We start from the raw sequence: 22,705 nt of genomic DNA, 5'->3' as shown, positions 1-22,705 counted from the left end.
CATGAGCCATTCCCTGGAGGCGTCCCGCGCCTGGGTCGACGAAGGGACCGCCCTATGCCGCAAAGCGATCGGCGACCTCGACGAGACAAGCGTCCGTATGCCGTCCGCCCTCGTCGGGTGGTCCCGCGCCCACGTCGTCGCTCACCTCGCGGCGAACGCCGACGCGGTCGGCAACCTCGTCACCTGGGCTCGCACGGCCGTCGAGACCCCGATGTACTCGTCGGCGCAGCAGCGTGCCGAGGACATCGAGGCCGGTTCCACGCGTTCGCTCGACGACCTCCGGGAGTGGTTCGACGCCTCTGCCGACCGGCTCGCCGCCGCGATGGACGGGCTCACCGCGGACCAGTGGCAGGCGCAGGTCCGCACCGCCCAGGGACGGACCGTCCCCGCGAGCGAGACTCCGTGGATGCGGGCCCGCGAGGTCATGGTCCACGCCGTCGACCTCGCCACCGGCATCACCTTCGCCGACCTGCCGGACGACTTCCTGCAGGCCCTCCAGGCCGACATCCGCACCAAGCGCGGTCCCGCCGCCGTCCCCGAGGTGAGCGGACTGCTCGCCGAGGTCACGGCATACCTTGCGGGTCGTCCTTTCTCCGACGTCGTGACCCACGACGGACACCCGGCCCCGGCACTGCCGCCCTGGCTCTGAACGACCACGCACATAGGAGTGTTGACCATGTCCAGCCATGTGAACCCGAACTCCGGAGCCATCGTCATCGGTGGCGGCATCGGCGGACTCTCCGCCGGCATCGGCCTCGTTCGCGCCGGTGTCCGCGTGCGGCTCTTCGAGCGCGCGGCCGAGTTCGGCGAAGTGGGTGCGGGGCTGCAGATCGCCCCCAACTGCACCCGGATCCTCGCCGACCTCGGGCTGCTCCACGAGGTGCTCGCCCTCGGCGTGCGGCCACAGTCGATGGTCATGAAGGACGCCGTCGACGGCAGCGCGCTCACCCGGCTCGACCTCGGCGACCTCGAGGCGCGATACGGCTTCCCCTACGTCGTCATCCACCGCAGCGACCTGCACTCGGTGCTGCTGCGCGAGGCCTGCCGGCTCGGGGTCGAGCTCGTCAACAACGCTGCGGCAGTGGCCTATTCGACTGCCGCCGACCACGCCGAGGTGACCTTCGCCGACGGGTCCGTGCACCGGGCCGACGTCGTCATCGCCGCCGACGGCCTGCACTCCGTCGCGCGTTCACTCCTCGTCGACGACGAGCCGGTGAGCTCGGCCTATGTCGCCTACCGCGGCGCGGTGCCGATCGAGGCGGTGCGCGACGACGATGTCTCGGAGACCGACGTCGTCGTCCACGTCGGCCCGGGCTGTCACTTCGTGCAGTACCCGTTGCGCGGCGGCGCGATGTTCAATCAGGTCGCCGTGTTCGAGTCGCCCAAAGCCCTTGCGGGACAGCAGGACTGGGGGACACCTGACGAGCTCGACGCTGCGTTCGAGGGTACGTCTGAGCCGGTGCAGGCGGGGCTGCGGCACATGTGGCGAGACCGCTGGTGGCGGATGTACGACCGCGACCCGATCTCGACCTGGGTCCACGGCCGGATCGCCCTGCTCGGCGACGCCGCGCACCCGCCGCTGCAGTACATGGCGCAGGGTGCGGTCATGGCGATCGAGGACGGGTGGGTGCTCTCGCAGCACGTCGCCCGCCTGACCGACCGCATCGGCCGCGTCGACTGGGAAGGTGCGCTCACGGCATACGAGGCGGTTCGTCCTGAGCACTGCCGCCGGGTCGTCACGACGGCGCGCGACTGGGGCAAGCTCTGGCACCTCGACGGTGAGGAGCGTCTGCAGCGCAACGCCGTGCTCACCGCGCGCGAGGTCGACGACTATGCGTGGATCGACTGGATCTACGGGCCGACCGCGCTGTTCCCTCAGGACGAGCCAGAGCCGTACCCGCAGATGTCGCTCGCGCAGGCGGCAGCCCAGGTGAGCGCGCCTGCCTGACGGTCAGTCGCCCTGCGCATCGAGGGTCAGGTGGGTGATGCGCAAGCCTTCGGGGTTGAACATCTGCTGGTCGGCCTCGTACACCGACGCCACCAGACCGGCGATGCCGCGCACGACCTGGTCGGCTGGTGGCTTGTACACGCCGCGCTCCCGTGCCGTTTCCGGTGTGGCACAGGGACATGCGGTCTACGGGCCCGAGGTCGCGCGGTGGATGCGTGCGTTCTTCACCGCCGGAAGCGGTGTGGTCGCGAAGCCGTTCCCGGAGCTGTCCGGGCGCGAGCGCGAGGTCCTCGAGCTGGTCGCCGTCGGGCTGACGAACCCGGTCATCGCCCGCAAGCTCTTCCTGTCCGAGAAGACCGTCCGCAACAGGTGAGCAGCATCTTCGCGAAGCTCGGTGTCACCGACAGGGGAGAGGCGATCGTCGCAGCCCGCGCCGCCGGAATGGGCGCGCAACCCGGCCGGGAGGGTTGACCGCGCCGTCCAGGCTTCCATCGACTGCGCGGGCGGGGAGGACCGCCACGAGGTGGTTCTGAGCCGGGCACGTGCGGCGTGTTGAGCACGTTTTCGCAGGTCAAAGGCCTCTTGATCGCGTCCCCGATTAGGTGTATAGCCCCGCACCGCGTACTGTCATACATGTACCGACGCGATTGCCTTCCAGCGCAGTCGCCGGTGAGGCGCCAATCTGATGAGCGCTTCCCGAGAGTCTAAAAAAAGGCCGTCGTGCTTCACCCCAGCACCGGGCTCACAGCCCGTTTGAGGACTCCGTCATGTCGACGACCACCCAGAACCACGACACCACCCGCGACCGCGTCACCACCCGTGACCACGTCAGCGAGACGCGCCCCGCGACCAAGACCACCGAGTTCATGGCCTACCTCGCGACCGTGTTCGCGATCATCGTGACCGCCTTCCTGGTCGGCGACGACGGCGACAACACCGCCGACCCGTTCAGCGCTGAGCACGCCATGCGCTACATCACCTTCCTGACGATCGGCTACATGGTCGCTCGCGGTCTGGCCAAGGCCGGCACGCGCGCTCATCGCGACGACGCCTGACCTTCAGCTCACCAGTGAACGCCCCGTCTCTTCGAGGCGGGGCGTTCGCCTACCCCCACCATTCCGCGTTCCGCGCAGAGGAGAAAGCATGTCGAACGACGCCATCGTCCTGCTCAAGGAAGACCACAAGGAGATCCGCAAGCTGTTCACGGACTTCGAGAACGCCGGCGAGGATGCCAGCAAGACCAAAGCGAAGATCGTCCACCGGATCATCGAGCTGCTGACGGTGCACACTTACATCGAGAACGAGGTGATGTACCCGCGGGTCCGCGCGCTGCTGCCCGACCTGGAGGATGACATCCTCGAGTCGTACGAGGAGCACCACGTCGCCGACGTGCTCGTGATGGAGCTCTACGGCATGGAGCCCGACGCCGAGCGCTTCGACGCCAAGGCCACCGTGCTCATCGAGAACGTCCGCCACCATATCGAGGAGGAGGAGGACGAGTGGTTCCCGAAGGTTCGCGCCGGCCTCGGCCGCAAGGCCCTCCAGGAGATCGGTGAGGAGCTCCTCGTCGCCAAGAAGACGGCGCCGCGCGAGCCCAGCCAGCCGAGCGCCCTCAAGAAGACGATCGACGCCGTCATCTCCTGAGCGAGTTGCCTCATGCACGCAGCCCGGTCGGCCCTCGTGCCGACCGGGCTGTTGCGACACGTGCTGAGAGGCGCAGGTCCGGCACCGCCCACGGGCGCTTCGTGCCCGCCAGTGAGACGCCGTGGATGCGGGCCTGCGAGGTCATGGTCCACGCCGTCGACCTCACGACCGGCGTCACCTTCGACGACCTCCCGGGCGACTTCCTCGAGGCGCTCCAGGCCGACACCCGCAGCACGCGCGGACCTGGCGCGGTGCCCGAGGTGAGCGGACCGCTCCCTGAGGTCACGGCATACCTCGTCGTACGTCGCGCGCCTGACCGACCGCATCGGCCGCGTCGACGGGGATGGTGCGCGGAGGTCCTCCCCAGCCGGTGCAGGACGGCGTAGGCCGAACCCGCGAGCAACAACCTGACCCACCGACGACGAGCTCCCACGGCTGACTCCTTCCCACGGTCGAGCCACGCCCCTCATCGTGCGGAGAGGGTCCGGTTCGGCACAGGTTCGGAGGTCCCTCTGACCCGGCTCTTCCACCAGCGGAGCGCCGAAGTGCCGCCCACGAGGCCGGGCCAGAGCCACCAGCCGAACAGAGGAACGACAAATGTGTCGACCTTCAGGGACGGGACGACGTGGCCGACGAGCGTGAAGACCCCGGTCGTCGCGATGACGGCACCGGACCATCCGACCCATCGCGCGACGAGGTGCGACCGCAGCGCCAGCCAGGAGTACGTGCCGACGAGAGCCATGCACGGGACCAAAAGGGTGAGGCTGTAGAGCCACTCCGAGACGGCGGTCAGTCGATACAGGGTGGCAACTGCCCCGTCTTCCGCTTCAGCAAGCTGATCTGGTCTTGCGAAGACCGAGGCCACGGCAATCGTGAACATGCTTTGCATCGCGATGATCGCGGCCAAGGTGAGCATGACGCCGGGGCCGGTCGAGGTGGGCTTGACCTGCCGCACCTGCTGGGCCAAGACGGCAACGAGCATCACCAGAAGGAGAACCGAGGCCAGCGCGGCCAAGGTGTTCATCTGGAGGGTGCCGGCGTTGTCAGCGGAGAAGCGGCGGACGTCCGCTGCGGTGGCGTTGCCGGGATCGGGTGCTTGTTCCGGCGCGAACGTGGCAATGCTGACGGCGAAGAGAACGAGGCCGAGGAGTGCGGACCGGCCGAGCAGCCGGTGATCGCGGGTCGGGCTGTCCTGCGCCCTGGGCGTGGGTTGGGTCGTGGTGTTCATCGAGTCCTCCTTGATGTTGTCCTGAGCTCACGGTGTTCCTCGGCGTGGGCTCACGACGTCACCCGTGAGTCGCGTGGTGGTCATCCTGAGGTCGCGTTTGTCGTTTGGACCTGCCGTGGTCGGTCGGGCGTGGGTACCGTCGTTTGTGTGAACGGTTGGCGTGCGATGCGCCCCGGCAGGGGCGAGTCCGTGCTCTCGGTGCTGCTGCTGGGCGTGGCGCTCGGCGAGGCGCTGTTCTCGGACGAGCAGCCGTCCCCGACGTTCGTCCGCCTGCTGGCCGCCGCGGTGCCGCCGGTCGCGGTGGCCTTCAGCCGGACACGGCCTTCATTCGCCGCGTGCGCCGTCGTGGGGGTGTTCCTCGTGGAGTCCCTCCAACCCTCGCCTGCTGGAACCCTGGGAGCAGGCTTCGCTTGGTTGACCGTCGCGTATGCCGTCTCCGCCCACACGCGCCAACCCGGCCCGTGGCTGTTGGCGCTGGTGCTCGCCAGCACGATGCGCGATCTCCGGACGATCGAGTTCGAACCGTCGAACGTGGTGATCGACTGGGCGTTCTTCGCCTTCGCGGTCGGCGCGGGCCACGTCGTGCGACGCCGCACCACCCAGGCGCAGGAACTGGCCAACCAGCTGAGGACCGCTGACGCCGAACGTGAGGAACGAACCGCCCAGGCGGTGACGCGGGAGCGGGCCGCGATCGCACGCGAGCTGCACGACGTCGTCGCCAACGCGGTCAGCCTCATGGTCGTGCAGGCTGGGACGGCACGGCCCTTGGCCGAGCACGTGGACCGTGAGCTCGCGGGCGTGCTCGAGACGATCGAGACCACGGGCCGCGGTGCCCTCACCGAGCTCCGTCGACTGCTGCGGGTGCTCAGGACGACGGAGGACGCAGACCTCGCACCACCCCCCGATCTGAGCGGGGTCCACGATCTGGTCGAGGGCCTGCGCCGTGCCGGCGTCGACGTCCGAAGCAGCATCGACGTTCCCGCCGATGTCCCTGTCGGAGTCGCGCTGTGTGCCTACCGCACGGTGCAGGAAGGGCTGACCAACGCGCTGCGTCATGCAGACGGTTCCCCGGTCGAACTGGAGGTGTCGCGGGATCCACTCGCTCTGAGGGTTCGCGTTCGCAGTCACGGTCTGAGCAGCAGTCCTCAGACGTCCGGAACGGGTACCGGTCTCATCGGTCTGCGGGAGAGGGTGCTGCTCTGCGGTGGGCGACTGAGTGCCGGCCCCGAGGCAGGCGGCTACCTGCTCGACGTGGAGCTGCCGCTGTCAGCGGACGCACGAGCAGCGGACGACTCGCGACCAGAGCCGTTGGGCATGCCCTGATGATTGGCGTGCTCGTGGTCGATGACCAGCACCTTGTCCGCGAGGGAATCGCCCGTCTCCTGCGCGACGTCGATGACATCGAGGTCGTCGGTGAGGCAGCGGACGGCGCATCGGCCGTCGAGCAGGCCCTGCGGACACGGCCGGACGTCGTCCTCATGGACGTGCGCATGTCGGGGATGGACGGGATCGACGCCACTGCCCGGATCACTCGTGAGCTGCCGTCGACACGCGTGCTTGTGCTCACGACGTTCGACCTGGACGAGTCGGTGCACAGCGCCCTTCGCGCTGGTGCGAGCGGCTTCCTGCTCAAGGACACCCCATACGACCAGCTCATCCACGCCATTCGCGTGGTCGCCGCCGGTGACTCGGTCTTGGCGCCGTCGGTGACGCGACGGTTGATCGAGCACTTCACGCCCCACGAGGGCGCCACACCGTCCGATGCTGCTCTCATCGACCGTCTCACGGAGCGTGAGCGTCAAGTCCTCGGCTGCATCGCGCGAGGTATGTCGAACGCCGAGATCGGGGAGGCCATCTTCCTCAGCGAGGCGACAGTGAAGACTCACGTCAGCCGAGTTCTGACCAAGCTCGGCTGCCGCGACCGGGTTCAGGCCGCGATCTTCGCCCTACGGACCGGTGTCGGTCCCCGCGACTGACAGTGCCTGGCCACCGGACCGTCTGCCCACTGCATCGGGTTGCTTGGCTGGGCCAGCCTGGGCCCTGCCCGACGGGCTCGCCCAGGCGGAGCATTGCCGGACCGACAGGGCGCTGCCTTACTGGTCGGGTGCGGTCGCGTCCTGTGGCAGGGACGGCGCGGACCTCCTGAGACTCACCCGATGCGTCGCGGACATGTGACACAACGGGTTCAAGTCCAAGGAGGCGATGGCCATGTCACGACGTCGTACCCTCGCAGTTCTCACAGCGGTCGGGGCCCTGCTGGGCGCCCTAGGCACGTCGAGTGCCACCGCCGCCGCTCCACCATCGACCGACAGCAGCGAGGTCGTCCACTGGAACCGGGTCGCGGCGAGCACGCTCGGGGCGATCCCGGGTCCCGATGGCGGTGCGCCGCCGGCGTTCCAGATCAACATGGGCATGGTGCAGGGCGCCGTCTATGACGCGGTCAACGCGATCGGCCGAGTGACCCACCGTCCCTACAAGCTCGAGACCCGGACTGGAGCGCGAGCCTCCGAGGACGCAGCCACCGCCACCGCGGCATACGACGTCATCTCGTGGCTGCTCTCCACGGCACCGGAGCGGGCGCCCTTCCCGACGCGGGCCGCTCTGATGGGCACGCTGAACGCGGCCTACGACGCCTCGCTCGATGCCATTCCGAACAACGCCTTCAAGCGTCAGGGTGTGGCCGTCGGCCACGCGGCGGCGGCGGCCATGCGAGCCGCGAGAGAGGGCGACGGCCGCTTCGGACCGTCACCGTGGATGTCGAATCCCACTGCGGGACACTGGCAGCCGCTCATCGTCAACGGCGCACCCGCACTGGACCCGACCCCGTGGGCGGGCAACGTTACGCCGTTCATGATGACGAGCTCGTCGCAGTTCCGCTCGGCCCCACCGCCGGCGCTCAGCAGCACGCAGTGGGCCACCGAGTTCAACGAGGTCAAGGCGCTCGGGCGGGCCACGGACTCCACGCGCACCGACTTCCAGACCTACGTGGCGAGGTGGTGGCAGAGCGCACCGGTGTTCAGCTGGAACGAGGTTGCCCGACAGCTCATCACCCGATCCGGTCTCAGCGCCGAGGACAGCGCGCGCCTGCTGGCGCTGCAGAACATGGCCGGCGCGGACGCAGCGATCAACTGCTGGAACGACAAGTACCACTTCGACTTCTGGCGGCCATGGAACGCGATCACTGCTGACGCCACCCACGACGACGACAACCCGCTCACGCAGGAGGACGCGACCTGGGCCGCCCTCATCACGGCGCCCTACCCGGAGTGGACCTCGGGGCACAACTGCCTCGACGCCGCCCACGCCCTGGTGCTGCGTGCCTGGTTCGGTGACGACCCCGCCGGCGGACCGTTCCAGATCACGAGCACGGCGACGAACCACGGCGGCGCGGCCGTCCGCAACTTCGACACGTTCACCCAGCCGCTCACCGAGCTCATCGAGGCGCGGATCTGGGCAGGTCTGCACTACCGCAGCGGAGACGTCGCCGGCCAGCTGTTGGGCCGCAACGTGGCGGGCTACGGCATGGCCCACTACCTCCAGCCCGTGGGATCCGGTGGGTGAACACCCCTGATCCGTATGCCGTGCGAGGGGGTCCGCTTCGAGCGGCCCCCCTCGTCGTGCTCACCGAGCGTCGGTCGCCGTGGTCTCCACGAGCTCGTCGCGGCGGCTCAGCCTGTCGACCCGCCGCGCCATCGTCACGAGCCCACCGGTGAGCAGGCCCCAGCCGAAGAGCAGCACGAGCAGGCCGAGGACCGCGAGCCCCGGTCGGTCGCCCTCGATCCGACGACTCACATCGCTCGCCAGGATGAGCGCGCCCACCGCCAGGAGCGTCATGCCCCAGCCCACCAGCGCGGCCGAGCGCGTCTCCGTCGCGTCAGAGTTCGCGTCCACGTCGTCCTCCATCCCCAGGAACTAGTGGCGGACACGCTAGCGCGGTTGCTCCCAGGACCGCGTCTCGAACGGTGAGAGGTCCGCGTCGTCTCGCGATTCAGTCGCCTGTGCGAGCGGCGGTAGCCCTTCGCTCGGCGCGGTGGTGCGTTCCTCCTCTCCGGACGACGACGCTCGCCGCGCCGGGCCGGCTATGGAAGGCGCGCCCACGGCCCCGGCCCCACGACCGCCCGCCGGCTGACAGAGTGAGGTGGGTGAGCGAGTGGTTCCTCCCCACCTCGGAGCGGCCGTGGACGGCCGGCAACCTCGTCGTGCCACGGATCCATGGAGTCAACTACTTCGCCCGCCTGCTCGAGCTCGTCGAGTCCACCGGCAGCGGAGACCGGATCTTCCTCACCGACTGGCGTGGCGACGCCGACCAACGCCTCACCGCCGACGGCCCGACCGTCGCCGACCTGCTCACGTCGGCGGCGCACCGGGGTGTCGAGGTCCGAGCCCTCCTGTGGCGCTCGCACCCGGGCCGGCTCAACGGCGAGGAGAACAACGAGCTCGGTCAGGTCATCAACGAGGCGGGGGGAGAGGCCCTCCTCGACGAGCGGGTTCGCCGTGCCGGCTCGCACCACCAGAAGATCGTCGTCGTCCGCTTCGAGGGTCGGCCGCAGGACGACGTCGCGTTCGTGGGCGGCATCGACCTCTGCCACGGTCGACGCGACGACGTCGACCACAAGGGCGACCCCCAGGCGCCGCCGCTCGATGAGCGCTATGGCCCCACCCCTCCCTGGCATGACGCCATGGCCGAGATCCGCGGACCGGCCGTGGCCGACGTCCTCGAGACGTTCGCCGAGCGCTGGGACGACCCGACACCGCTGGACCACCGGAACCCGTACAGGGCGGTGCACCACCGCATCGTGCGCCTGCCGCGCCACCCGGAACCGTTGCCCCAGCGCTGGGACCCGCCACCGGAGGCAGGTCGCCACCAGGTCCAGGTGCTGCGGACCTACCCACGCAAGCGGCCGGCATACCCGTTCGCCAAGGAGGGTGAGCGCTCGATCGCGCGCGCCTACACGCGGGCCTTCCAGCGCGCGCGGCGGCTCATCTACCTCGAGGACCAGTACTTCTGGTCCGATCTCGTCGCCGCGACCCTCGCCGAGGCGCTGCGACGGGAGCCGGAGCTGCAGGTCATCGGCGTCGTCCCGCGTTACCCCGAGGAGGACACCCGGATCAGTGGCCCTCCGATGCTCTACGCGCAGCGGCTCGCGTGGGACGCGGTGCACGAGGCGGGCGGCGACAGGTTCGCGCTCTTCGACATCGAGAACGCCGAGGGCACGCCGATCTACGTCCACGCCAAGGTGTGCATCGTCGACGACGAGTGGATGACCATCGGCTCCGACAACCTCAACCGACGCTCGTGGTCCCACGACTCCGAGGTCACCTGTGCCGTCGTCGACGAGGAGGGCGAGCTGCCGCGCTCGCTCCGCACGTCGCTGTGGGCCGAGCACCTGGGCTTGCCCGAGCACGACCGGCGCCTCACCCACCTCGACTCCGCGATGCGCCTGTGGCGGGAACGAGAAGGTATGCCGGGCAGTCGCATCCGTGAACACGTGCCTCCCACGCTGTCGAGGCGGACCAAGGCGTGGGCCCGCCGGGCATACCTCGCCCTCTACGACCCCGACGGGCGACCGAAAAGGCTGCGCGGCACCACGGACTTCTGAGGTCCCTACTCGCGTGCGGCACGGGGGAGCCCGACCGGGTCGTGCGGGCCCCGCCCGAGCGGCTCGCCAGGGTCATCGACCTCGGTCCCGGCACGGGTCGACACTGGCCTCGGAGCCGGCTCCAGGCCGACGGACGGGAGGTTGCGCGATGAAGGACCTGCGGTGTCTCGTGGGACGGCATGCATGGACGCGGAAGGTCAACCCCGGTGTCGGCGGTCGTGAGGGGATCCGCGACGTCTGCCGCAGGTGCGGGGCGGACAAGAAGACCTACGGGCCTCCGACGTACGCCAAACGGGGCATCCCCGGCTGACGGCGGGAGTCGGCGGAGGGCGCCGGCCCCAGCGCTGAGCGGGAACCGAGCGCCTAGAGCTTGGTCATCTTCCGGAACGGCGTGGGGATCCGCACCGTTCTGTCGGTGAAGTCGACGGTGGCTCCGCCGGCGTCGACGCCGATGACCCGGCCGAGTCCATAGGTGTCGTGCAGCACGCGATCACCGGTCACGAACAACTCGACCTCCGGCTCGACCTGCTGAGTGAAGGGGCTGTTGGCGTGGCGGGGGCGGGGGCTTGCGGATGACGGGACCATGATCTCCAATTATGCGCCCTCTTGGCTGCCGGAGCGAACGTCTCAGGCCAGGGCTTGACACCGGGAACCGGCGGGTCGATCTTGGGGTTGGCCGGGCACGCTCGTGGTCGGGTCACGCGCGACACGGCGGCCCGGTCGTCCGACACAGGAGGGAGCGTGGCATGTCCACCTCGATCTTCGTCCGCATCGACTCGATCAAGGGGGAGTCGCGCGAGCGTGGCCACGAGGACGAGATCGAGGCGGTGTCGTGGTCGTGGGGCGTCGCCCAGGCGACGGGCGCGGGTGCCGCCGGGCGCGGTGCCGGCCGGGTGGGGCGACCGACGTTCTCGGACTTCACCTTCGTGCACCACGTCGACGCCGCGACGCCGCTTCTTCTGAAGGCGTGCGCGACCGGGCAGCACCTGCCCAAGGCGCGCGTCACCGTGCGCAAGGCGGGGCACGGGCAGCACGACTTCCTCGTCATCGAGCTCACGGAAGTGAGCGTGTCGAGTGTCTTCACGAGCATCGGCGCCGAGGCAGACGCGGGCGACGAGGTCGTCGTCCTGTCCTTCGCGGGAGTCGACCTCGAGTACGTCCCTCAGGGAGCGGACGGCAGGCCCGAGCCCGGCATCCGCTTCACCCACGACCTCAGGACGCGCTGAACGGACTGAAGGGGCTGAACGGGCTCACGCTCGGCGCGGCCAGCGGCGCGGCCGTCGCCTCAGCGGCAGCGTCACCCGCCGGACCCGAGGCTCCCGGCGCACCGGGGAGTGCAGCCGCGCGCTCCTTCTCCAGCGCGTCGGTGAGCAGCGACACGAGCGCCTCGAGTTGGACGTCCGCCGACGACCCGACCTCCTCGTCGGACCCGTCGAGCGCGCGTGCCGCGAGCCCCGCCTTGTCGTCGATGAGCTGCGCGAGCCGCGAGTCGATCGTCTGCGCTGCGATGATCCGCCACGCGGTGACCGGCTCGGTCTGGCCGATGCGGTGGACGCGGTCGATCGCCTGCGTCTGCTCGGCCGAGGTCCACGACAGCTCGGCAAGCACGACGTTGGACGCGACCTGGAGGTTGATGCCGACGCCGGCCGCGGTGAGCGAGCAGACGATGACCTCGACCGCGGGGTCGGTGAGGAAGGCCTCGATGTTCTCCTTGCGCGACTTCGCACTCTGGTCGCCGCGGATCGACGCGTAGCCGATGCCGCGCTTCTCGAAGGTCTCCTCGGCGACGTCCATGACGTCGAGGTGCTTGGCGAAGAAGACGACCTTGCCGACGTTGCGGGCCAGCTGCGCGGCGTAGTCGGCGGCGAGCCCGGCCTTGGCCTGGCCGATCTTGCGCATGAGCGTGAAGACGTTGTCGCCCTTCTCGCCCGAGCCGGTGCCGGTGTTCTTGAGCTCGGCCGCCGCGACGCGACGGATGAGCGCGTAGTCCAGAGCGCCCGCGTCCTCGCCGCCGTCGGCAGAGCCGCCCACACCCGACTCGGCGCGCGTCGACATCGTGTAGTGGTAGCGCTCGACGAGCCGCGCCGCGAGCTCGGCCTCGGCCGCCCGGATCGAGCGGCCCAGAGCGTCGTCGAGCTCGACCGGCAGGTCGGCCACCCGGCGCGCGGGGATGTCGGCGGCGACGTCGACCTTGCGCCTGCGGACGATGCCCATGTCGATGACGGTGTTGCGCGCGGAGGTGTAGAACCCGTGGTCCGAGGGCGCCAGGCCCTTCGCCTCGAGCGCCGCCATGAGTGCCGGGCGCGGCTTCTTGTCGTCGATCCACCCGAGGAACTGCCAGATCGCGCGGAAGTCCTCGATGTCGTTGATGAGCGGCGTTCCGGTGAGCGCCATGAAGAGCGCGTTCGGGCTCCACTCGCGGATCTTCTCGGCGAGCGCGAGCACGTGCTGCGAGCGCTGCGAGGTCTTGTTCTTGATGAAGTGCGCCTCGTCGACGACCATCCCGCGGAAGCCGTGCCGCCCGAGCCAGCCGACGTGCCGGTCGAGGATCTCGTAGTTGACGATGACGATGTCGGCGAAGCCGTCGATGCCCTCGCCGTCGCCGTGGATGACGGTCGCGGTGCGGCGCGGCGTCCACAGCTCGGCCTCGTGAGCCCAGTTCGCCTTGACGACGTTGGGCACGACGACGAGCAGCGGGAACGCGTTCGCGGCGTCGGCGGCGAGCAGCGCCTGGGCCGTCTTGCCGAGGCCCGGCTCGTCGGCGAGGAGGAAGGTGCGGTGCCCCTCGGCGGCCGCCGCGACGACCTGCCCCTGGTGGTGCATGAGCGCGAGGTCCTTGATGCCGTGGACGACGCTCGAGGGCTCGGGCAGCGGCATCGACGTCGCGTCGCCGCCGTACTCGAACGACCGGAAGAGCGGGCTCAGCAGCTCCCAGTTGGCGAGCCGGTTCGTGGTCGGGCGCGGGGTGCGCGCCGCCTCGAAGTCCGGTGCGAGGAAGGGGTTGGCCAGCTGCCGTGCGATGACCGTCTGCGGCACGACCCCCTTGGGCGCCGGCGCCGCGGCCGTCTCATCCGCCGACTCCGCCTCGGGCTCCGGCTCCGGGTCGGGCTCGCGCCCCGCGGAGGTGAGCATGTCGTTGCGCAGGCTCGCGGCCGCCGGAGACACCGCGGCCCCGTCCGCGAGGAGCGCGAGCAGCGAGGTGTCGCGCGCCGCCGTCTTGGCGAGGATCGTCGCGATCCCGTCGAGCCGCGTCATCATGGCTGTCCGCTCGCCCTCGGAGATCGTCGCGTCGGTCTTGACCCGTGCCCGCTCCTCCCGGACCAGCAGGGCAACCACCTGGTATGCCGTGCGCTGGTTGGGGCGAATCTTCCCCCGTTGCGCCGCGGCCTCGACCTGGCGCACGGCCTTGGCGAGCACGGGGATGAGTCCCTCGCCGTCCTGGTGGCGGCGGTCGCGGGACTGGTGACGTGACGCGTTCTGCGTGCCGCCACGGCGTTGAGGTCGCTGGGCCAAGCGAAAAACCTTCTCTGGTCAGGCACGGCATGGGCGCGGGTTCGGCGCCGGACCACCGTGCAGGGGCCACGCACTTCCGGCGCCGGATGCACGGCATACGCACGGCATACGGGCTCGAAGGCGAAGGCGTGACGGGGACAAGACCCCGGCCCCTTGTCGCTGATGCGCCGCCGTCGAACGACGGGACGCACTCCAAGGTTACGTCCAACCGGCCCCGGAGCGGTACTTCGGGGGCCGACAATGAGCCGTGACCAAGGATCTGGGCGACGTCGCCTGGCCCGTGTCGACGGCCCGGCTGGTGCTGCGACGCGCCCGCGCGGACGATGCCGAGTCGGTCCGGTCCTACCGCGACCACCCGACGTCTACGCAGTGGCTCGGCCCGCTCCCGGAGAACTTCACCGAGCGGTTCGTCGCGCCTGAACGCCTCGGGCTGCTCCTCGCGGTCGAGCGTGACGGCGAGCTCATCGGCGACGTCATGGTGAGCATCGGCGACGCCTGGGGACCGGCGGCGATGGCCACGCAGGCGCACGGCGTCCAGGCCGAGCTCGGCTGGGCATTGCGACCGGAGGAGACCGGTCACGGCTACGCGACCGAGGCCGTCGAGGCGGTGCTGCGGATCTGCTTCGACGACCTCGGGCTGCGGCGCGTCACGGCGAGCTGCTTCACGACCAACACGGCGTCGTGGCGCCTCATGGAGCGGCTCGGGATGCGGCGCGAGGCACACACCGTCGCCGACGGGCTGCACCCGTCGGGGGAGTGGCGCGACGGCTACACCTATGCCCTGCTCGCCGACGAGTGGCGTCGGCGCAACGCCTGACACGAGGCGCTCCCCGGTCGATACGCTCGGGTCGTGACTGCATCCGGCGACTGGCCCACCCTCGACGAGCTGGCACGGCAGGAGGCGGACGTCATCCTCCCCGAGCTGACCGAGCAGGTCGCGTGGGACCTCGGCCGGGCCGCCACCGACGCGGCGTGGGCCGATCAGCTGCCCGTCGTCGTCGGCATCTGGCGGGGCGCCCACCAGCTCTTCCACGCCGCCCTCCCGGGCTCGACTGCTGACAACGACGAATGGCTGCGTCGCAAGGGCCGGGTCGTCACCCGCTTCGAGCACTCCTCCCTCTACATGGGTCAGGTATGCCGTGACGCGGGGACGACGCTGCAGGGCAAGTTCCTGCTCCCCGAGTCGGAGTACGCCGCCCACGGCGGGGCGGTGCCGCTGCGCGTCGCCTCGGCCGGGGTCGTCGGCTGGATGGGCGTCTCCGGGCTGCCGCAGCGCGACGACCACGCCTTCGTCATCCGAATCCTGCGCGAGCACCTCGCCTCCCTCACCTGACGGTTTGGGCCGGTCGGGCGACCCAGTGGCACGATGACGCCCATGCAGATCGCCCAGACCTCCGCCATCGTCACCGGCGGCGCCTCCGGCCTCGGTGCCGCGACGGCCGCCGCCCTCGCCGAGCACGGCGCCTCCGTCTTCGCCCTCGACCTCGGGTCGGCCATCGAGCAGGCCCCGCTGGTCGACGGCGTCACCTACGTCGCCACCGACGTCACCGACGAGGAGCAGGTGCGCGCCGCCGTCGCCCAGGCGGCCGCCAACGCCGACGCCCCGCTGCGCATCGTCGTCAACTGCGCCGGCATCGGTCCGAGCGCCCGCATCCTCGGCAGGAAGGGCGTGCACGACCTCGGCCTCTACCGCAAGGTCCTCGAGATCAACCTCCTCGGCTCGTTCACCGTCCTCGCCATCGCGTCCGAGGCGATCGCCCGGACCGAGCCCGACGAGCACGGTCAGCGCGGCGTCGTCGTCAACACCGCGAGCATCGCGGCCTTCGACGGCCAGGTCGGACAGGCGGCCTACAGCTCCTCCAAGGGCGGCATCGTCGGCCTCACCCTGCCGGCGGCCCGCGACCTCGCGCAGTACGGCATCCGTGTCTGCACCATCGCCCCCGGCATTGTCGAGACGCCGATGCTGGCGACCGTGTCCGACGAGTTCCGTGCGGGCCTCGCCGCGGGCGTGCCCTTCCCGCAGCGCCTCGCGATGCCGACCGAGTACGCCAAGCTCGCGCTCGCGATCGTCGACAACGACTACCTCAACGGGGAGACCATCCGCATGGACGGTGCCCTCCGGATGGCGCCCCGCTGAGCATCGACCGACATGCGTCCGTATGCCGTCCGGTGCCGTTGACGTGAGCCTGCACCTCGAGCTGCTGCCGGGCGTCGACTGGTCCGTCCACGTCGTCGACCTCGGCAGCGGCGAGGTGCTCGCGTCGAACCACCCCGACCGGCTGCTCTCGACCGCGAGCGTCGGCAAGGTCTTCGTCCTTATCGAGCTCGCCGAGCGGCTGCGCGACGGCCGCCTGACAGCGGACCAGCCGGTCGACCGCCGGGCCGTCACGCCGGTCGCGGACTCCGGCCTCTGGCAGCACCTCTCGACCGAGGTCCTCCCGCTCGTCGACGTCGCCACCCTCGTCGGGGCCGTGAGCGACAACTGGGCGACGAACGTCCTTCTCGACCTCGTCGGGCTCGACGCCGTGCGCGCCCGAGCCCGCGAGTGGGCGCCGCGCGGCTCCGACCTCGTCGACGTCGTCCGCGGGCTGCGCGGACCCGACGACCCGCCGCACCTCAGCCTCGGCTGCGCGGCCGACCACGTCGAGGTCCTCGCGCGGCTCTGGGCGGAGCACGACCAGCCCGGCTCCGTCGGCGCCACCGTCCTGGATTGGCTCGCTCACGGCACGGACCTGTCGATGGTCGCCTCGGCGTGGCACCAGGACCCGCTCTCGCACGCCGAGGAGCCGGGCGAGAACCCGACGATCCTCACCAACAAGACCGGCACCAACCTCGGCGTCCGCTGCGACGTCGGTGTCGTCGAGCGCGAAGGGCGCGCCACGGCATACGCCGTGCTCGCGAACTGGACCGAGCAGCCCCCCGGCACAGGTCGCGACGACGTCATGAACGCCCTCCGCGGCATCGGCGACACGCTTCGCACCGCCCTCGGCTGAGCCGCCGCTGGGCGTGACAGGCTGGCGGCCATGAGCTACCACGGACACTTCGACGACGCCGCCGCCACGTGGGACGACGACCCGGCCAAGGTCGAGCGCGCCCGCAACACCGCAGCGCTGCTCGCGGACACGCTCCCGCTGCGCGGCGACGAGCGCGTCCTCGAGATCGGGGGCGGCACCGGGCAGCTCAGCCTCGCGCTCGCCGACCGCGTCGGGTCCGTCCTCGTCGCCGACGCGTCGGAGGGAATGGTCGACGTCGCGCGCACCAACATCCAGCGGGCCGGCGTCGGCGACCGGCTCGAAGCACGACGGCTCGACCTCGTGGCGGACCCGCTTCCCGAGGAGCGCTTCGACGGCGCCTGGGCGCAGCTCGCGCTCCACCACGTCGAGGACCTCGACACCATGCTGAGCCGTGTCCACGAGCTGCTCGTCCCGGGCGGCTGGCTCGCCGTCGTCGACCTCGACGACGACCGCGCGGGAGCCTTCCACGCGCACCACCAGAACTTCACCGGACACCACGGCTTCGACCGCGACGCCTTCGCGGAACGACTGCGGCACAGCGGTTTTCGCGAGGTCACCGTGCGCGACGCCGGCTCGGTCGAGAAGGAGCTCGGCGGCGACCACCAGGGTCGCGGCACCTTCGGCATGTTCCTCGCCGTCGGTCACGCCTGAGGACGGCCCGTGACCCGCACGCTGCGCGACGACCTCGGCCACGAGGTCGTGCTGCCGACCACGCCCGTATGCCGTGTCGTCTCGCTCGTGCCCTCGCTCACCGAGGCGGTGGCCGCCACCACGCCGGACGCCCTCGTCGGTGCGACCGACTGGTGCACCCACCCCCGGGACCTCGACGTGACAAGGGTGCGAGGCACGAAGAACCCTGACCGCGCGGCCATCGCCGCGCTCGGACCCGACCTCGTCGTCGCGAACAAGGAGGAGAACCGCGAGCTGGACGTGCAGCGGATGCGCGCGGACGGCATACCGGTGTGGGTCACCGACATCGAGACCGTGCCGCAGGCACTCGCGTCGATGAGGCGGCTCCTCGTCGACGCGTGCGGGTGGCGCGAGCCGGAGTGGCTGGCGGAGGCTGACGGGCTCTGGTCGGGCGACGTCCCCGAGGCGCACGTCACGGTGGTCGTGCCGATCTGGCGCGACCCCTGGATGGTCGTGGGCCACCCGACCTTCACCGCCGACCTGCTCGCGCGGATCGGGTGCGAGGTGACGACGGCAGGGGAGCCCGGGCGCTACCCGCACGTCGACCTCGAGCGCCTCGACGCCGCGGGCGCGGACCTCGTGCTGCTGCCCGACGAGCCCTACGTCTTCACCGCCGACGGCGGGCCCGAGGCGTTCTCAGCGACGCCGACCCGGCTCGTCAGCGGGCGCCTCATCACGTGGTACGGCCCGTCCCTCGTCGAGGCCCGCGGGTCGATCGAACGGTGACGGCGGCGCTGAGCGACGGGCACCCGGCTCAGTCGGTGCCCTCCAGCAGCGCCACGACCTCGCGCTGCCCCTTGGCCCGGGCGTGCTCGAGAGCGGTGACTCCGTCCCTGTCGGCGATCGACCGGTCGGCGCCTGCCTCGAGGAGGATCTTCACGACCTCCTGGTGACGCGGCCCGCCGTCGCCGAGGACGACCGCCTCGAGCAGGGCGGTCCACCCGAGGTCGTTGATGTGGTCCACGTCGATGCCGGTCCGGACGACCCGCCGGACGTAGTCGACGTGTCCGCGCTCGCTCGCCGGGATGAGCGACACCCCGCCGTAGCGGTTGAGGATGGTGAGGTCCGGCTGCGCCGGCAGCAGGGCCTCGAGCATCGCCACGCTGCCCGTGACCCCGGTGACGAGCCACGGGGTGTCGTGCCGGTCGTCGAGCGCGTCGGGCGAGGCACCCATCGCCGCGAGCAGCCGCGCCACCTCGACGTGGTCGTGCGTGGCTGCGAGCAACAGCGCCGTGCGCCCCTGCCCGTCGCGCGCCTCGATGTCCGCACCGGCGCGCAGAGCGAGCGCCGCGGCATCCGCGTCGCCCGCGGCCGCTGCGCGCAGCAGGGCCGCGTCGGCGTCCGCCGGCGGCTTGGCTCCGACGGCACGCGCGAGCACGGTCTCGAGCCGGCCGTAGCCGCGCTCGCGCGCCATCTCGAGCGGGGTGAGGCGCTCGGTTCCCGACCGCCGGTCGAGCTGCACCCCGCCCGCCACGAGCACCCGAACGGTATCGACGTAGGCCGGGGTGTCCTCGCCCAGCCACACCGCCTCGTGCACGGCCTGGTAGCCGATGCGGTTGACGTGGTCGCGGTCGATGCCTGCCTGCAGCAGCTCGCCGACGACGAGGGCGTGACCGCGCTCGGCCGCCCGGATGAGGCCGGTGCCGTTCCAGCTGTCCTTGTCGTCCACCGTCGCACCGCTGCGAAGGGCGAGGCGCAACAGGTCGAGGTGGCCCTCGCTCGTGGCGATGAGGTAGGCCGACTGCTGGGTCTCGTCCTTGGCGTCCACGTCGGCTCCCTGCTCGACCAGCTCGGCGGCGCGGACAGCGTCACCCGACCACGCGACTTCCCTCAGCTGTTCGTCAAGTGCTTCCTGTCGCCGGGCGCCGGTGTCGCTGCTACCGGGGTCGCTAAGCTGCGCAGAGGTGGTCACGGAGGAGCTTCCTGGTCTCGGTGGGCTGTCGGATGGGTTTGCGGAACAGGCCGTCGCGGCCGCCACGACGATCGTGGCGGCCAGGACGGACCGGCGGGCGGACGGCATACGGCTCATCTCATCCGGCGAAGGGGTCGGTGACGACCTCGTAGGGGGGTGCGGCCACGGCCTCGTCGAACTTGCTGTCGACGAAGAGGACGCGTCCGTGGAGCACCTTCGCGGTCGTCAGGACGCGCGTCGGGTCGGTCGCCTGCTGGTCGAGCAGGGCGGCGGTGCGTCCGTCCGCGGCGAGACGGAGGCTGGCGAGCATCCGCGAGAAGTTGCGCACGACGAGCAGGGTCCCACCCCGGCGGACGAGCCCGTCGGCGTTCGTGAGGTCGGCGCCAGCGGTCTCGACCGGCGTGACCGAGCCGTCGGCCGTCGCGAAGCGCCACAGCCGGCCCGTCGTCCCCTGGGCCACGACGAAGGCGCTGCGGTCGGCGGTGAGCACGATGCCGCCGAGGTTGAAGCCGGGGAGCTGCTCGACGACCCCGCTGGCGTCGGACCACAGCTCGGCCTTCCAGCCGTCGTCCTCGAGGGCGACCCGGAAGACCTGGGGCGCATTGGAGTTCGTCACGTAGGCCGCGCCGTCCGGGCCGATCGCGACGTCGTTGGCGAAGCCGTTGTCGCCGGGCAGTCGCAGAGCGGCGAGCAGCGTGCCGTCGGGGGAGTGGACCCAGACGTCCGGGCGACCGTTGTCACGACCGGTCGTGGGGTCGATGCCGTTGGGGCCGCCGACGACGTAGACCCGGCCGGCGTCGTCGGTCGTGATGCCGCGAGCGGTGAAGCGCCCGTGGGTGCCGTCGCCCGCCAGCCACTCCTCCGTCGCGGCGTCGCCCGCCACGCCTCGGTGGATCTCACCGCCGGTGACCTCGCTGACATAGAAGGTGCCCCGCCTCTGGTCCACGCCGATGCCCTCGAACTTCGAGCCGCCCGGGTCCCCGGTGAGCGTGTGGGACGACGGCCGTGCGAAGGGGGCGGCGGACGCGGGGACGGTGCAGGCGAGGGCGAGCGGGAGCGTGGCGAGGGCAGCCAGGGTCGCGGCCGCTCGGGTGGTGCGCAGGGTGGACATGACTCTCCTGGGACGAGGTGGTGAGGGCGGTCGGTCGCCGAGTCGGCGAACCGTCCTGCACTCCACGGTCCCCCGCGGTCGACCGGCGGCGCGACGGGCAACCGGTCATCCCTGGATAGCCGATCGGATGATGCGGCGGCGGTTGGCGCGGTCCTAGGCTGCACGGTCATGGATGCGGTCGCCCCCGGGCACGGACGTGCGGACCCGGCGGTCCGGGGCGTCCTCGCGCCCGTGGCCCGTCTCGAGCGCTGGCTGGACGTGGCGCTGGTCCTGCTGCTCGCCGCGTGCGCGGTCCGCTACGTCTCACGGCACGGGCTCCACCTCGAGGGCTGGGCCGTCGTCGGGGGCGCCGCACTCCTCGGCGTCCTGGCCGTCGCGCGACCCGTGGCATCCGCCGGCTGGGTCCCGGCCGCCCGCGTCGCGGCCCTCGTCGTCGTGTGGGGTGCGCTCACGCTCGTGGCGCCCTCGTTCGCGTGGGTTGCCGTGGCCGTCGCCTTCGCGGTGCTCCGCGCCCTGCCCTTCTCGTATGCCGTGGCTCTCGTCGGCCTCATGGCCGCCCTCGTGAGCGTGGCCTGGCTGCGCATCACGGACGGGTTCGACCCGGCGCTCGTCCTGGGGCCGGTGACCCTGGCGTTCCTCACGGCCCTGGCGTTCCGCACCCTCGACCGTGAGGCGGCGGCGCGCCAACGCCTGCTCGACGACCTGTCCGCAGCCCAGGCCGACCTCGCCGCCGCCGAGCACACCGCTGGTGCGCTCGCCGAGCGGACCCGCATCTCCCGGGAGATCCACGACTCCGTCGGTCAGGGGCTGTCGAGCATCAACCTCCTCCTCCAGGCCGCGGAGCAGGAGTGGGCCCGCCGTCCCGATGCCGCGCGGGTGCACGTCCGTGATGCCGCCGCCGCTGCCCGCGAGGGCCTCGACGAGGTCCGGCAGGTGGTCCGCGACCTCGCGCCGGTCGGTCTCGAAGGGGACCGGCCCGAGGACCTCCACGACGAGCTCCGTCGCGTCGTCCGCGAGGGGTCGCACGGGCTGTCGGCCGAGGTCCGCGTCCACGGGTCCGCGGCACCGGTGCCGGCCGAGGTCGCCGCCGCCGTCGTGCGGACCACCCGCGGCGCGCTGGCCAACGCGGTCGAGCACTCCGGCGGGGGTCGGGTCGTCGTGACGCTGACCCATGAGCGTGACGAGGTGCGGCTCGACGTGCGCGACGACGGGCGCGGCTTCCTTCCTCAGCCGGCGCGGGGACGGGAGGGGCGGGGACGGGAGGGGCGGGGGACCGGGCTCGACGGCATACGGCGTCGTGCCGAGGACCTCGGTGGCCGCGCGACCGTCGAGAGCGCCCCGGGAGAGGGCACGACCGTCTCGGTCGTCTTCCCACGCGTGGGTGGCGGCGTCCTGCGGGACGGAGGTGGCGCGCCATGACCGTGCGCATCGTCCTCGTCGACGACCACCCGGTGGTGCGGGCCGGGCTGCGCGCCCTGCTCGCGGCCCAGGAGGACTTCGACGTCGTCGGTGAGGCGGCCGACGCGGGGAGGGCGCTGGACGTCGTCCGCGCGCAACGACCCGACGTCGTCCTCATGGACCTCAACCTCGGCGAGGGTGAGGGCGGCGCCCGGGTGACGGCCCTGTTGCGCGCCGAGCCGGAGCCGCCGGAGGTGCTGGTGCTCACGACCTACGACACCGATGCGGACATCCTGCGCGCGCTGGAGGCGGGGGCCCGCGGCTACCTGCTCAAGGACGCGCCCCCGGAGGAGCTCTTCGCCGGCATCGGGGCGACCGCCCGTGGCGAGACGGTCCTGTCGCCGGCGGTGGCGGCGGCGGTCGTGAGACGCGCAGGGGTCGGTGGCCGCGATGCCGTGACCGCGCGCGAGGTCGAGGTCCTCGAGCTGCTGTCGCGTGGGCTGGGCAACAAGGAGATGGCCCGCGAGCTCTTCGTCTCCGAGGCCACGGTCAAGAGCCACCTCTCGCACATCTACGCCAAGCTCGATGTGGACACGCGTGCTGGCGCCGTGGCCGCGGCCATCGAACGGCGCATCATCCGCACCTGA

Annotated in this window: 26 protein-coding genes; 19 read left to right on the top strand and 7 right to left on the bottom strand. The window is 71.3% G+C overall.

Annotation, left to right across the window (positions count from 1 at the left end):
- Nucleotide 1: 1 nt before the first annotated feature.
- Nucleotides 2–649, top strand: a complete 648-nt coding sequence (locus tag ACOJV7_RS04015) for a maleylpyruvate isomerase family mycothiol-dependent enzyme (protein ID WP_420188854.1) — start codon at nucleotides 2–4, stop codon at nucleotides 647–649.
- Nucleotides 650–676: 27 nt separating this feature from the next.
- Complete coding sequence (locus ACOJV7_RS04010; protein ID WP_420188852.1) at nucleotides 677–1,948, top strand: FAD-dependent monooxygenase; 1,272 nt, start codon at nucleotides 677–679, stop codon at nucleotides 1,946–1,948.
- A gap of 3 nt (nucleotides 1,949–1,951) precedes the next feature.
- Here the strand turns inward: ACOJV7_RS04010 and ACOJV7_RS04005 are convergent, their stop codons facing one another.
- Nucleotides 1,952–2,089 (bottom strand): hypothetical protein, encoded by a 138-nt coding sequence (locus ACOJV7_RS04005; protein ID WP_420188850.1) that lies wholly within the window; start codon nucleotides 2,087–2,089, stop codon nucleotides 1,952–1,954.
- Between the two features lie 25 nt (nucleotides 2,090–2,114).
- Between ACOJV7_RS04005 and ACOJV7_RS04000 the strand changes: the two genes are divergently transcribed.
- From ACOJV7_RS04000 to ACOJV7_RS03985, 4 genes are all read left to right on the top strand, one after another.
- Complete coding sequence (locus ACOJV7_RS04000) at nucleotides 2,115–2,321, top strand: LuxR C-terminal-related transcriptional regulator (protein WP_420188849.1); 207 nt, start codon at nucleotides 2,115–2,117, stop codon at nucleotides 2,319–2,321.
- Between the two features lie 394 nt (nucleotides 2,322–2,715).
- The gene (locus ACOJV7_RS03995; RefSeq protein ID WP_420188848.1) at nucleotides 2,716–3,003 is read left to right on the top strand and encodes a hypothetical protein; all 288 of its coding nucleotides are present in this window, start codon (nucleotides 2,716–2,718) and stop codon (nucleotides 3,001–3,003) included.
- Nucleotides 3,004–3,091: 88 nt separating this feature from the next.
- Nucleotides 3,092–3,592, top strand: coding sequence for a hemerythrin domain-containing protein (locus ACOJV7_RS03990; RefSeq protein ID WP_420188847.1), 501 nt, complete (start codon nucleotides 3,092–3,094; stop codon nucleotides 3,590–3,592).
- 101 nt (nucleotides 3,593–3,693) lie between these two features.
- Nucleotides 3,694–3,978 carry a DinB family protein gene (locus tag ACOJV7_RS03985; protein WP_420188846.1) on the top strand — a complete coding sequence of 95 codons (285 nt, stop codon included), beginning with the start codon at nucleotides 3,694–3,696 and terminating at the stop codon, nucleotides 3,976–3,978.
- Between the two features lie 80 nt (nucleotides 3,979–4,058).
- On the opposite strand, the gene ACOJV7_RS03980 is transcribed toward ACOJV7_RS03985, so the two are convergent.
- Nucleotides 4,059–4,820, bottom strand: a complete 762-nt coding sequence (locus ACOJV7_RS03980) for a DUF4386 family protein (RefSeq protein ID WP_420188845.1) — start codon at nucleotides 4,818–4,820, stop codon at nucleotides 4,059–4,061.
- 189 nt (nucleotides 4,821–5,009) lie between these two features.
- On the opposite strand from ACOJV7_RS03980, the gene ACOJV7_RS03975 reads away from it, so the two are divergent.
- From ACOJV7_RS03975 to ACOJV7_RS03965, 3 genes are all read left to right on the top strand, one after another.
- Nucleotides 5,010–6,143, top strand: coding sequence for a sensor histidine kinase (locus ACOJV7_RS03975; protein ID WP_420188844.1), 1,134 nt, complete (start codon nucleotides 5,010–5,012; stop codon nucleotides 6,141–6,143).
- Complete coding sequence (locus ACOJV7_RS03970; protein WP_420188843.1) at nucleotides 6,143–6,796, top strand: response regulator; 654 nt, start codon at nucleotides 6,143–6,145, stop codon at nucleotides 6,794–6,796. Before ACOJV7_RS03975 ends, ACOJV7_RS03970 begins: the two co-directional genes overlap by 1 nt.
- 232 nt (nucleotides 6,797–7,028) lie before the next feature.
- Entirely contained in the window at nucleotides 7,029–8,381 is a 1,353-nt protein-coding gene (locus tag ACOJV7_RS03965; protein WP_420188842.1) for a vanadium-dependent haloperoxidase, read from the top strand.
- 60 nt (nucleotides 8,382–8,441) lie between these two features.
- Here the strand turns inward: ACOJV7_RS03965 and ACOJV7_RS03960 are convergent, their stop codons facing one another.
- A complete protein-coding gene (locus ACOJV7_RS03960) occupies nucleotides 8,442–8,711 on the bottom strand; it encodes a hypothetical protein (RefSeq protein ID WP_420188841.1) in 270 nt (89 codons plus the stop codon).
- Nucleotides 8,712–8,962: 251 nt separating this feature from the next.
- Here ACOJV7_RS03960 and ACOJV7_RS03955 point away from each other — a divergent pair, with 251 nt between their 5' ends.
- Nucleotides 8,963–10,420 (top strand): phospholipase D family protein, encoded by a 1,458-nt coding sequence (locus ACOJV7_RS03955; protein WP_420188840.1) that lies wholly within the window; start codon nucleotides 8,963–8,965, stop codon nucleotides 10,418–10,420.
- A 363-nt stretch (nucleotides 10,421–10,783) separates the two neighbouring features.
- Here ACOJV7_RS03955 and ACOJV7_RS03950 read toward each other — a convergent pair whose 3' ends face one another.
- On the bottom strand, nucleotides 10,784–10,921 hold the full coding sequence (locus ACOJV7_RS03950; protein ID WP_420188839.1) for a hypothetical protein: 138 nt from the start codon (nucleotides 10,919–10,921) through the stop codon (nucleotides 10,784–10,786).
- A 245-nt stretch (nucleotides 10,922–11,166) separates the two neighbouring features.
- Here ACOJV7_RS03950 and ACOJV7_RS03945 point away from each other — a divergent pair, with 245 nt between their 5' ends.
- Entirely contained in the window at nucleotides 11,167–11,646 is a 480-nt protein-coding gene (locus ACOJV7_RS03945; protein ID WP_420188838.1) for an Hcp family type VI secretion system effector, read from the top strand.
- On the opposite strand, the gene ACOJV7_RS03940 is transcribed toward ACOJV7_RS03945, so the two are convergent.
- Nucleotides 11,633–13,933 (bottom strand): DEAD/DEAH box helicase, encoded by a 2,301-nt coding sequence (locus ACOJV7_RS03940; RefSeq protein ID WP_420188837.1) that lies wholly within the window; start codon nucleotides 13,931–13,933, stop codon nucleotides 11,633–11,635. The two genes, ACOJV7_RS03945 and ACOJV7_RS03940, sit on opposite strands and share 14 nt — an antisense overlap.
- Nucleotides 13,934–14,180: 247 nt before the next feature.
- Here ACOJV7_RS03940 and ACOJV7_RS03935 point away from each other — a divergent pair, with 247 nt between their 5' ends.
- The 6 genes from ACOJV7_RS03935 to ACOJV7_RS03910 are packed head-to-tail and all read left to right on the top strand — an operon-like array spanning nucleotide 14,181 to nucleotide 18,363.
- Nucleotides 14,181–14,750 carry a GNAT family N-acetyltransferase gene (locus ACOJV7_RS03935; protein WP_420188836.1) on the top strand — a complete coding sequence of 190 codons (570 nt, stop codon included), beginning with the start codon at nucleotides 14,181–14,183 and terminating at the stop codon, nucleotides 14,748–14,750.
- A 33-nt stretch (nucleotides 14,751–14,783) separates the two neighbouring features.
- Entirely contained in the window at nucleotides 14,784–15,266 is a 483-nt protein-coding gene (locus tag ACOJV7_RS03930; protein WP_420188835.1) for a heme-degrading domain-containing protein, read from the top strand.
- A 42-nt stretch (nucleotides 15,267–15,308) separates the two neighbouring features.
- Nucleotides 15,309–16,070: an SDR family NAD(P)-dependent oxidoreductase gene (locus ACOJV7_RS03925; protein WP_420188834.1), complete on the top strand. Its 762-nt coding sequence runs from the start codon at nucleotides 15,309–15,311 to the stop codon at nucleotides 16,068–16,070.
- Nucleotides 16,071–16,113: 43 nt separating this feature from the next.
- Complete coding sequence (locus ACOJV7_RS03920; protein ID WP_420188833.1) at nucleotides 16,114–16,926, top strand: serine hydrolase; 813 nt, start codon at nucleotides 16,114–16,116, stop codon at nucleotides 16,924–16,926.
- Between the two features lie 30 nt (nucleotides 16,927–16,956).
- On the top strand, nucleotides 16,957–17,598 hold the full coding sequence (locus ACOJV7_RS03915; protein ID WP_420188832.1) for a class I SAM-dependent methyltransferase: 642 nt from the start codon (nucleotides 16,957–16,959) through the stop codon (nucleotides 17,596–17,598).
- A gap of 9 nt (nucleotides 17,599–17,607) precedes the next feature.
- Nucleotides 17,608–18,363 carry a helical backbone metal receptor gene (locus tag ACOJV7_RS03910; RefSeq protein ID WP_420188831.1) on the top strand — a complete coding sequence of 252 codons (756 nt, stop codon included), beginning with the start codon at nucleotides 17,608–17,610 and terminating at the stop codon, nucleotides 18,361–18,363.
- 28 nt (nucleotides 18,364–18,391) lie between these two features.
- On the opposite strand, the gene ACOJV7_RS03905 is transcribed toward ACOJV7_RS03910, so the two are convergent.
- On the bottom strand, nucleotides 18,392–19,405 hold the full coding sequence (locus ACOJV7_RS03905) for an ankyrin repeat domain-containing protein (RefSeq protein WP_420188830.1): 1,014 nt from the start codon (nucleotides 19,403–19,405) through the stop codon (nucleotides 18,392–18,394).
- A gap of 262 nt (nucleotides 19,406–19,667) precedes the next feature.
- The gene (locus ACOJV7_RS03900; protein ID WP_420188829.1) at nucleotides 19,668–20,660 is read right to left on the bottom strand and encodes an SMP-30/gluconolactonase/LRE family protein; all 993 of its coding nucleotides are present in this window, start codon (nucleotides 20,658–20,660) and stop codon (nucleotides 19,668–19,670) included.
- Nucleotides 20,661–20,828: 168 nt separating this feature from the next.
- Here ACOJV7_RS03900 and ACOJV7_RS03895 point away from each other — a divergent pair, with 168 nt between their 5' ends.
- Nucleotides 20,829–22,079, top strand: coding sequence for a sensor histidine kinase (locus ACOJV7_RS03895; RefSeq protein WP_420188828.1), 1,251 nt, complete (start codon nucleotides 20,829–20,831; stop codon nucleotides 22,077–22,079).
- Complete coding sequence (locus tag ACOJV7_RS03890; RefSeq protein ID WP_420188827.1) at nucleotides 22,076–22,705, top strand: response regulator; 630 nt, start codon at nucleotides 22,076–22,078, stop codon at nucleotides 22,703–22,705. Before ACOJV7_RS03895 ends, ACOJV7_RS03890 begins: the two co-directional genes overlap by 4 nt.

Source organism: Knoellia tibetensis (assembly GCF_048606415.1).
In the GTDB taxonomy this organism is placed as follows: domain Bacteria; phylum Actinomycetota; class Actinomycetes; order Actinomycetales; family Dermatophilaceae; genus Knoellia; species Knoellia tibetensis.
Note: the sequence above shows the minus strand (reverse complement) of the source record. Positions and strands in the feature narration are given on the sequence as shown.

Bases quoted from the DNA above. Each gene is read 5' to 3' on its own strand.
- ACOJV7_RS04015 (WP_420188854.1), top strand. From the start codon at position 2: ATGAGCCATTCCCTGGAGGCGTCCCGCGCCTGGGTCGACGAAGGGACC.
- ACOJV7_RS04010 (WP_420188852.1), top strand. From the start codon at position 677: ATGTCCAGCCATGTGAACCCGAACTCCGGAGCCATCGTCATCGGTGGC.
- ACOJV7_RS03995 (WP_420188848.1), top strand. From the start codon at position 2,716: ATGTCGACGACCACCCAGAACCACGACACCACCCGCGACCGCGTCACC.
- ACOJV7_RS03990 (WP_420188847.1), top strand. From the start codon at position 3,092: ATGTCGAACGACGCCATCGTCCTGCTCAAGGAAGACCACAAGGAGATC.
- ACOJV7_RS03980 (WP_420188845.1), bottom strand. From the start codon at position 4,820: ATGAACACCACGACCCAACCCACGCCCAGGGCGCAGGACAGCCCGACC.
- ACOJV7_RS03970 (WP_420188843.1), top strand. From the start codon at position 6,143: ATGATTGGCGTGCTCGTGGTCGATGACCAGCACCTTGTCCGCGAGGGA.
- ACOJV7_RS03965 (WP_420188842.1), top strand. From the start codon at position 7,029: ATGTCACGACGTCGTACCCTCGCAGTTCTCACAGCGGTCGGGGCCCTG.
- ACOJV7_RS03945 (WP_420188838.1), top strand. From the start codon at position 11,167: ATGTCCACCTCGATCTTCGTCCGCATCGACTCGATCAAGGGGGAGTCG.
- ACOJV7_RS03925 (WP_420188834.1), top strand. From the start codon at position 15,309: ATGCAGATCGCCCAGACCTCCGCCATCGTCACCGGCGGCGCCTCCGGC.
- ACOJV7_RS03915 (WP_420188832.1), top strand. From the start codon at position 16,957: ATGAGCTACCACGGACACTTCGACGACGCCGCCGCCACGTGGGACGAC.
- ACOJV7_RS03900 (WP_420188829.1), bottom strand. From the start codon at position 20,660: ATGTCCACCCTGCGCACCACCCGAGCGGCCGCGACCCTGGCTGCCCTC.
- ACOJV7_RS03895 (WP_420188828.1), top strand. From the start codon at position 20,829: ATGGATGCGGTCGCCCCCGGGCACGGACGTGCGGACCCGGCGGTCCGG.
- ACOJV7_RS03890 (WP_420188827.1), top strand. From the start codon at position 22,076: ATGACCGTGCGCATCGTCCTCGTCGACGACCACCCGGTGGTGCGGGCC.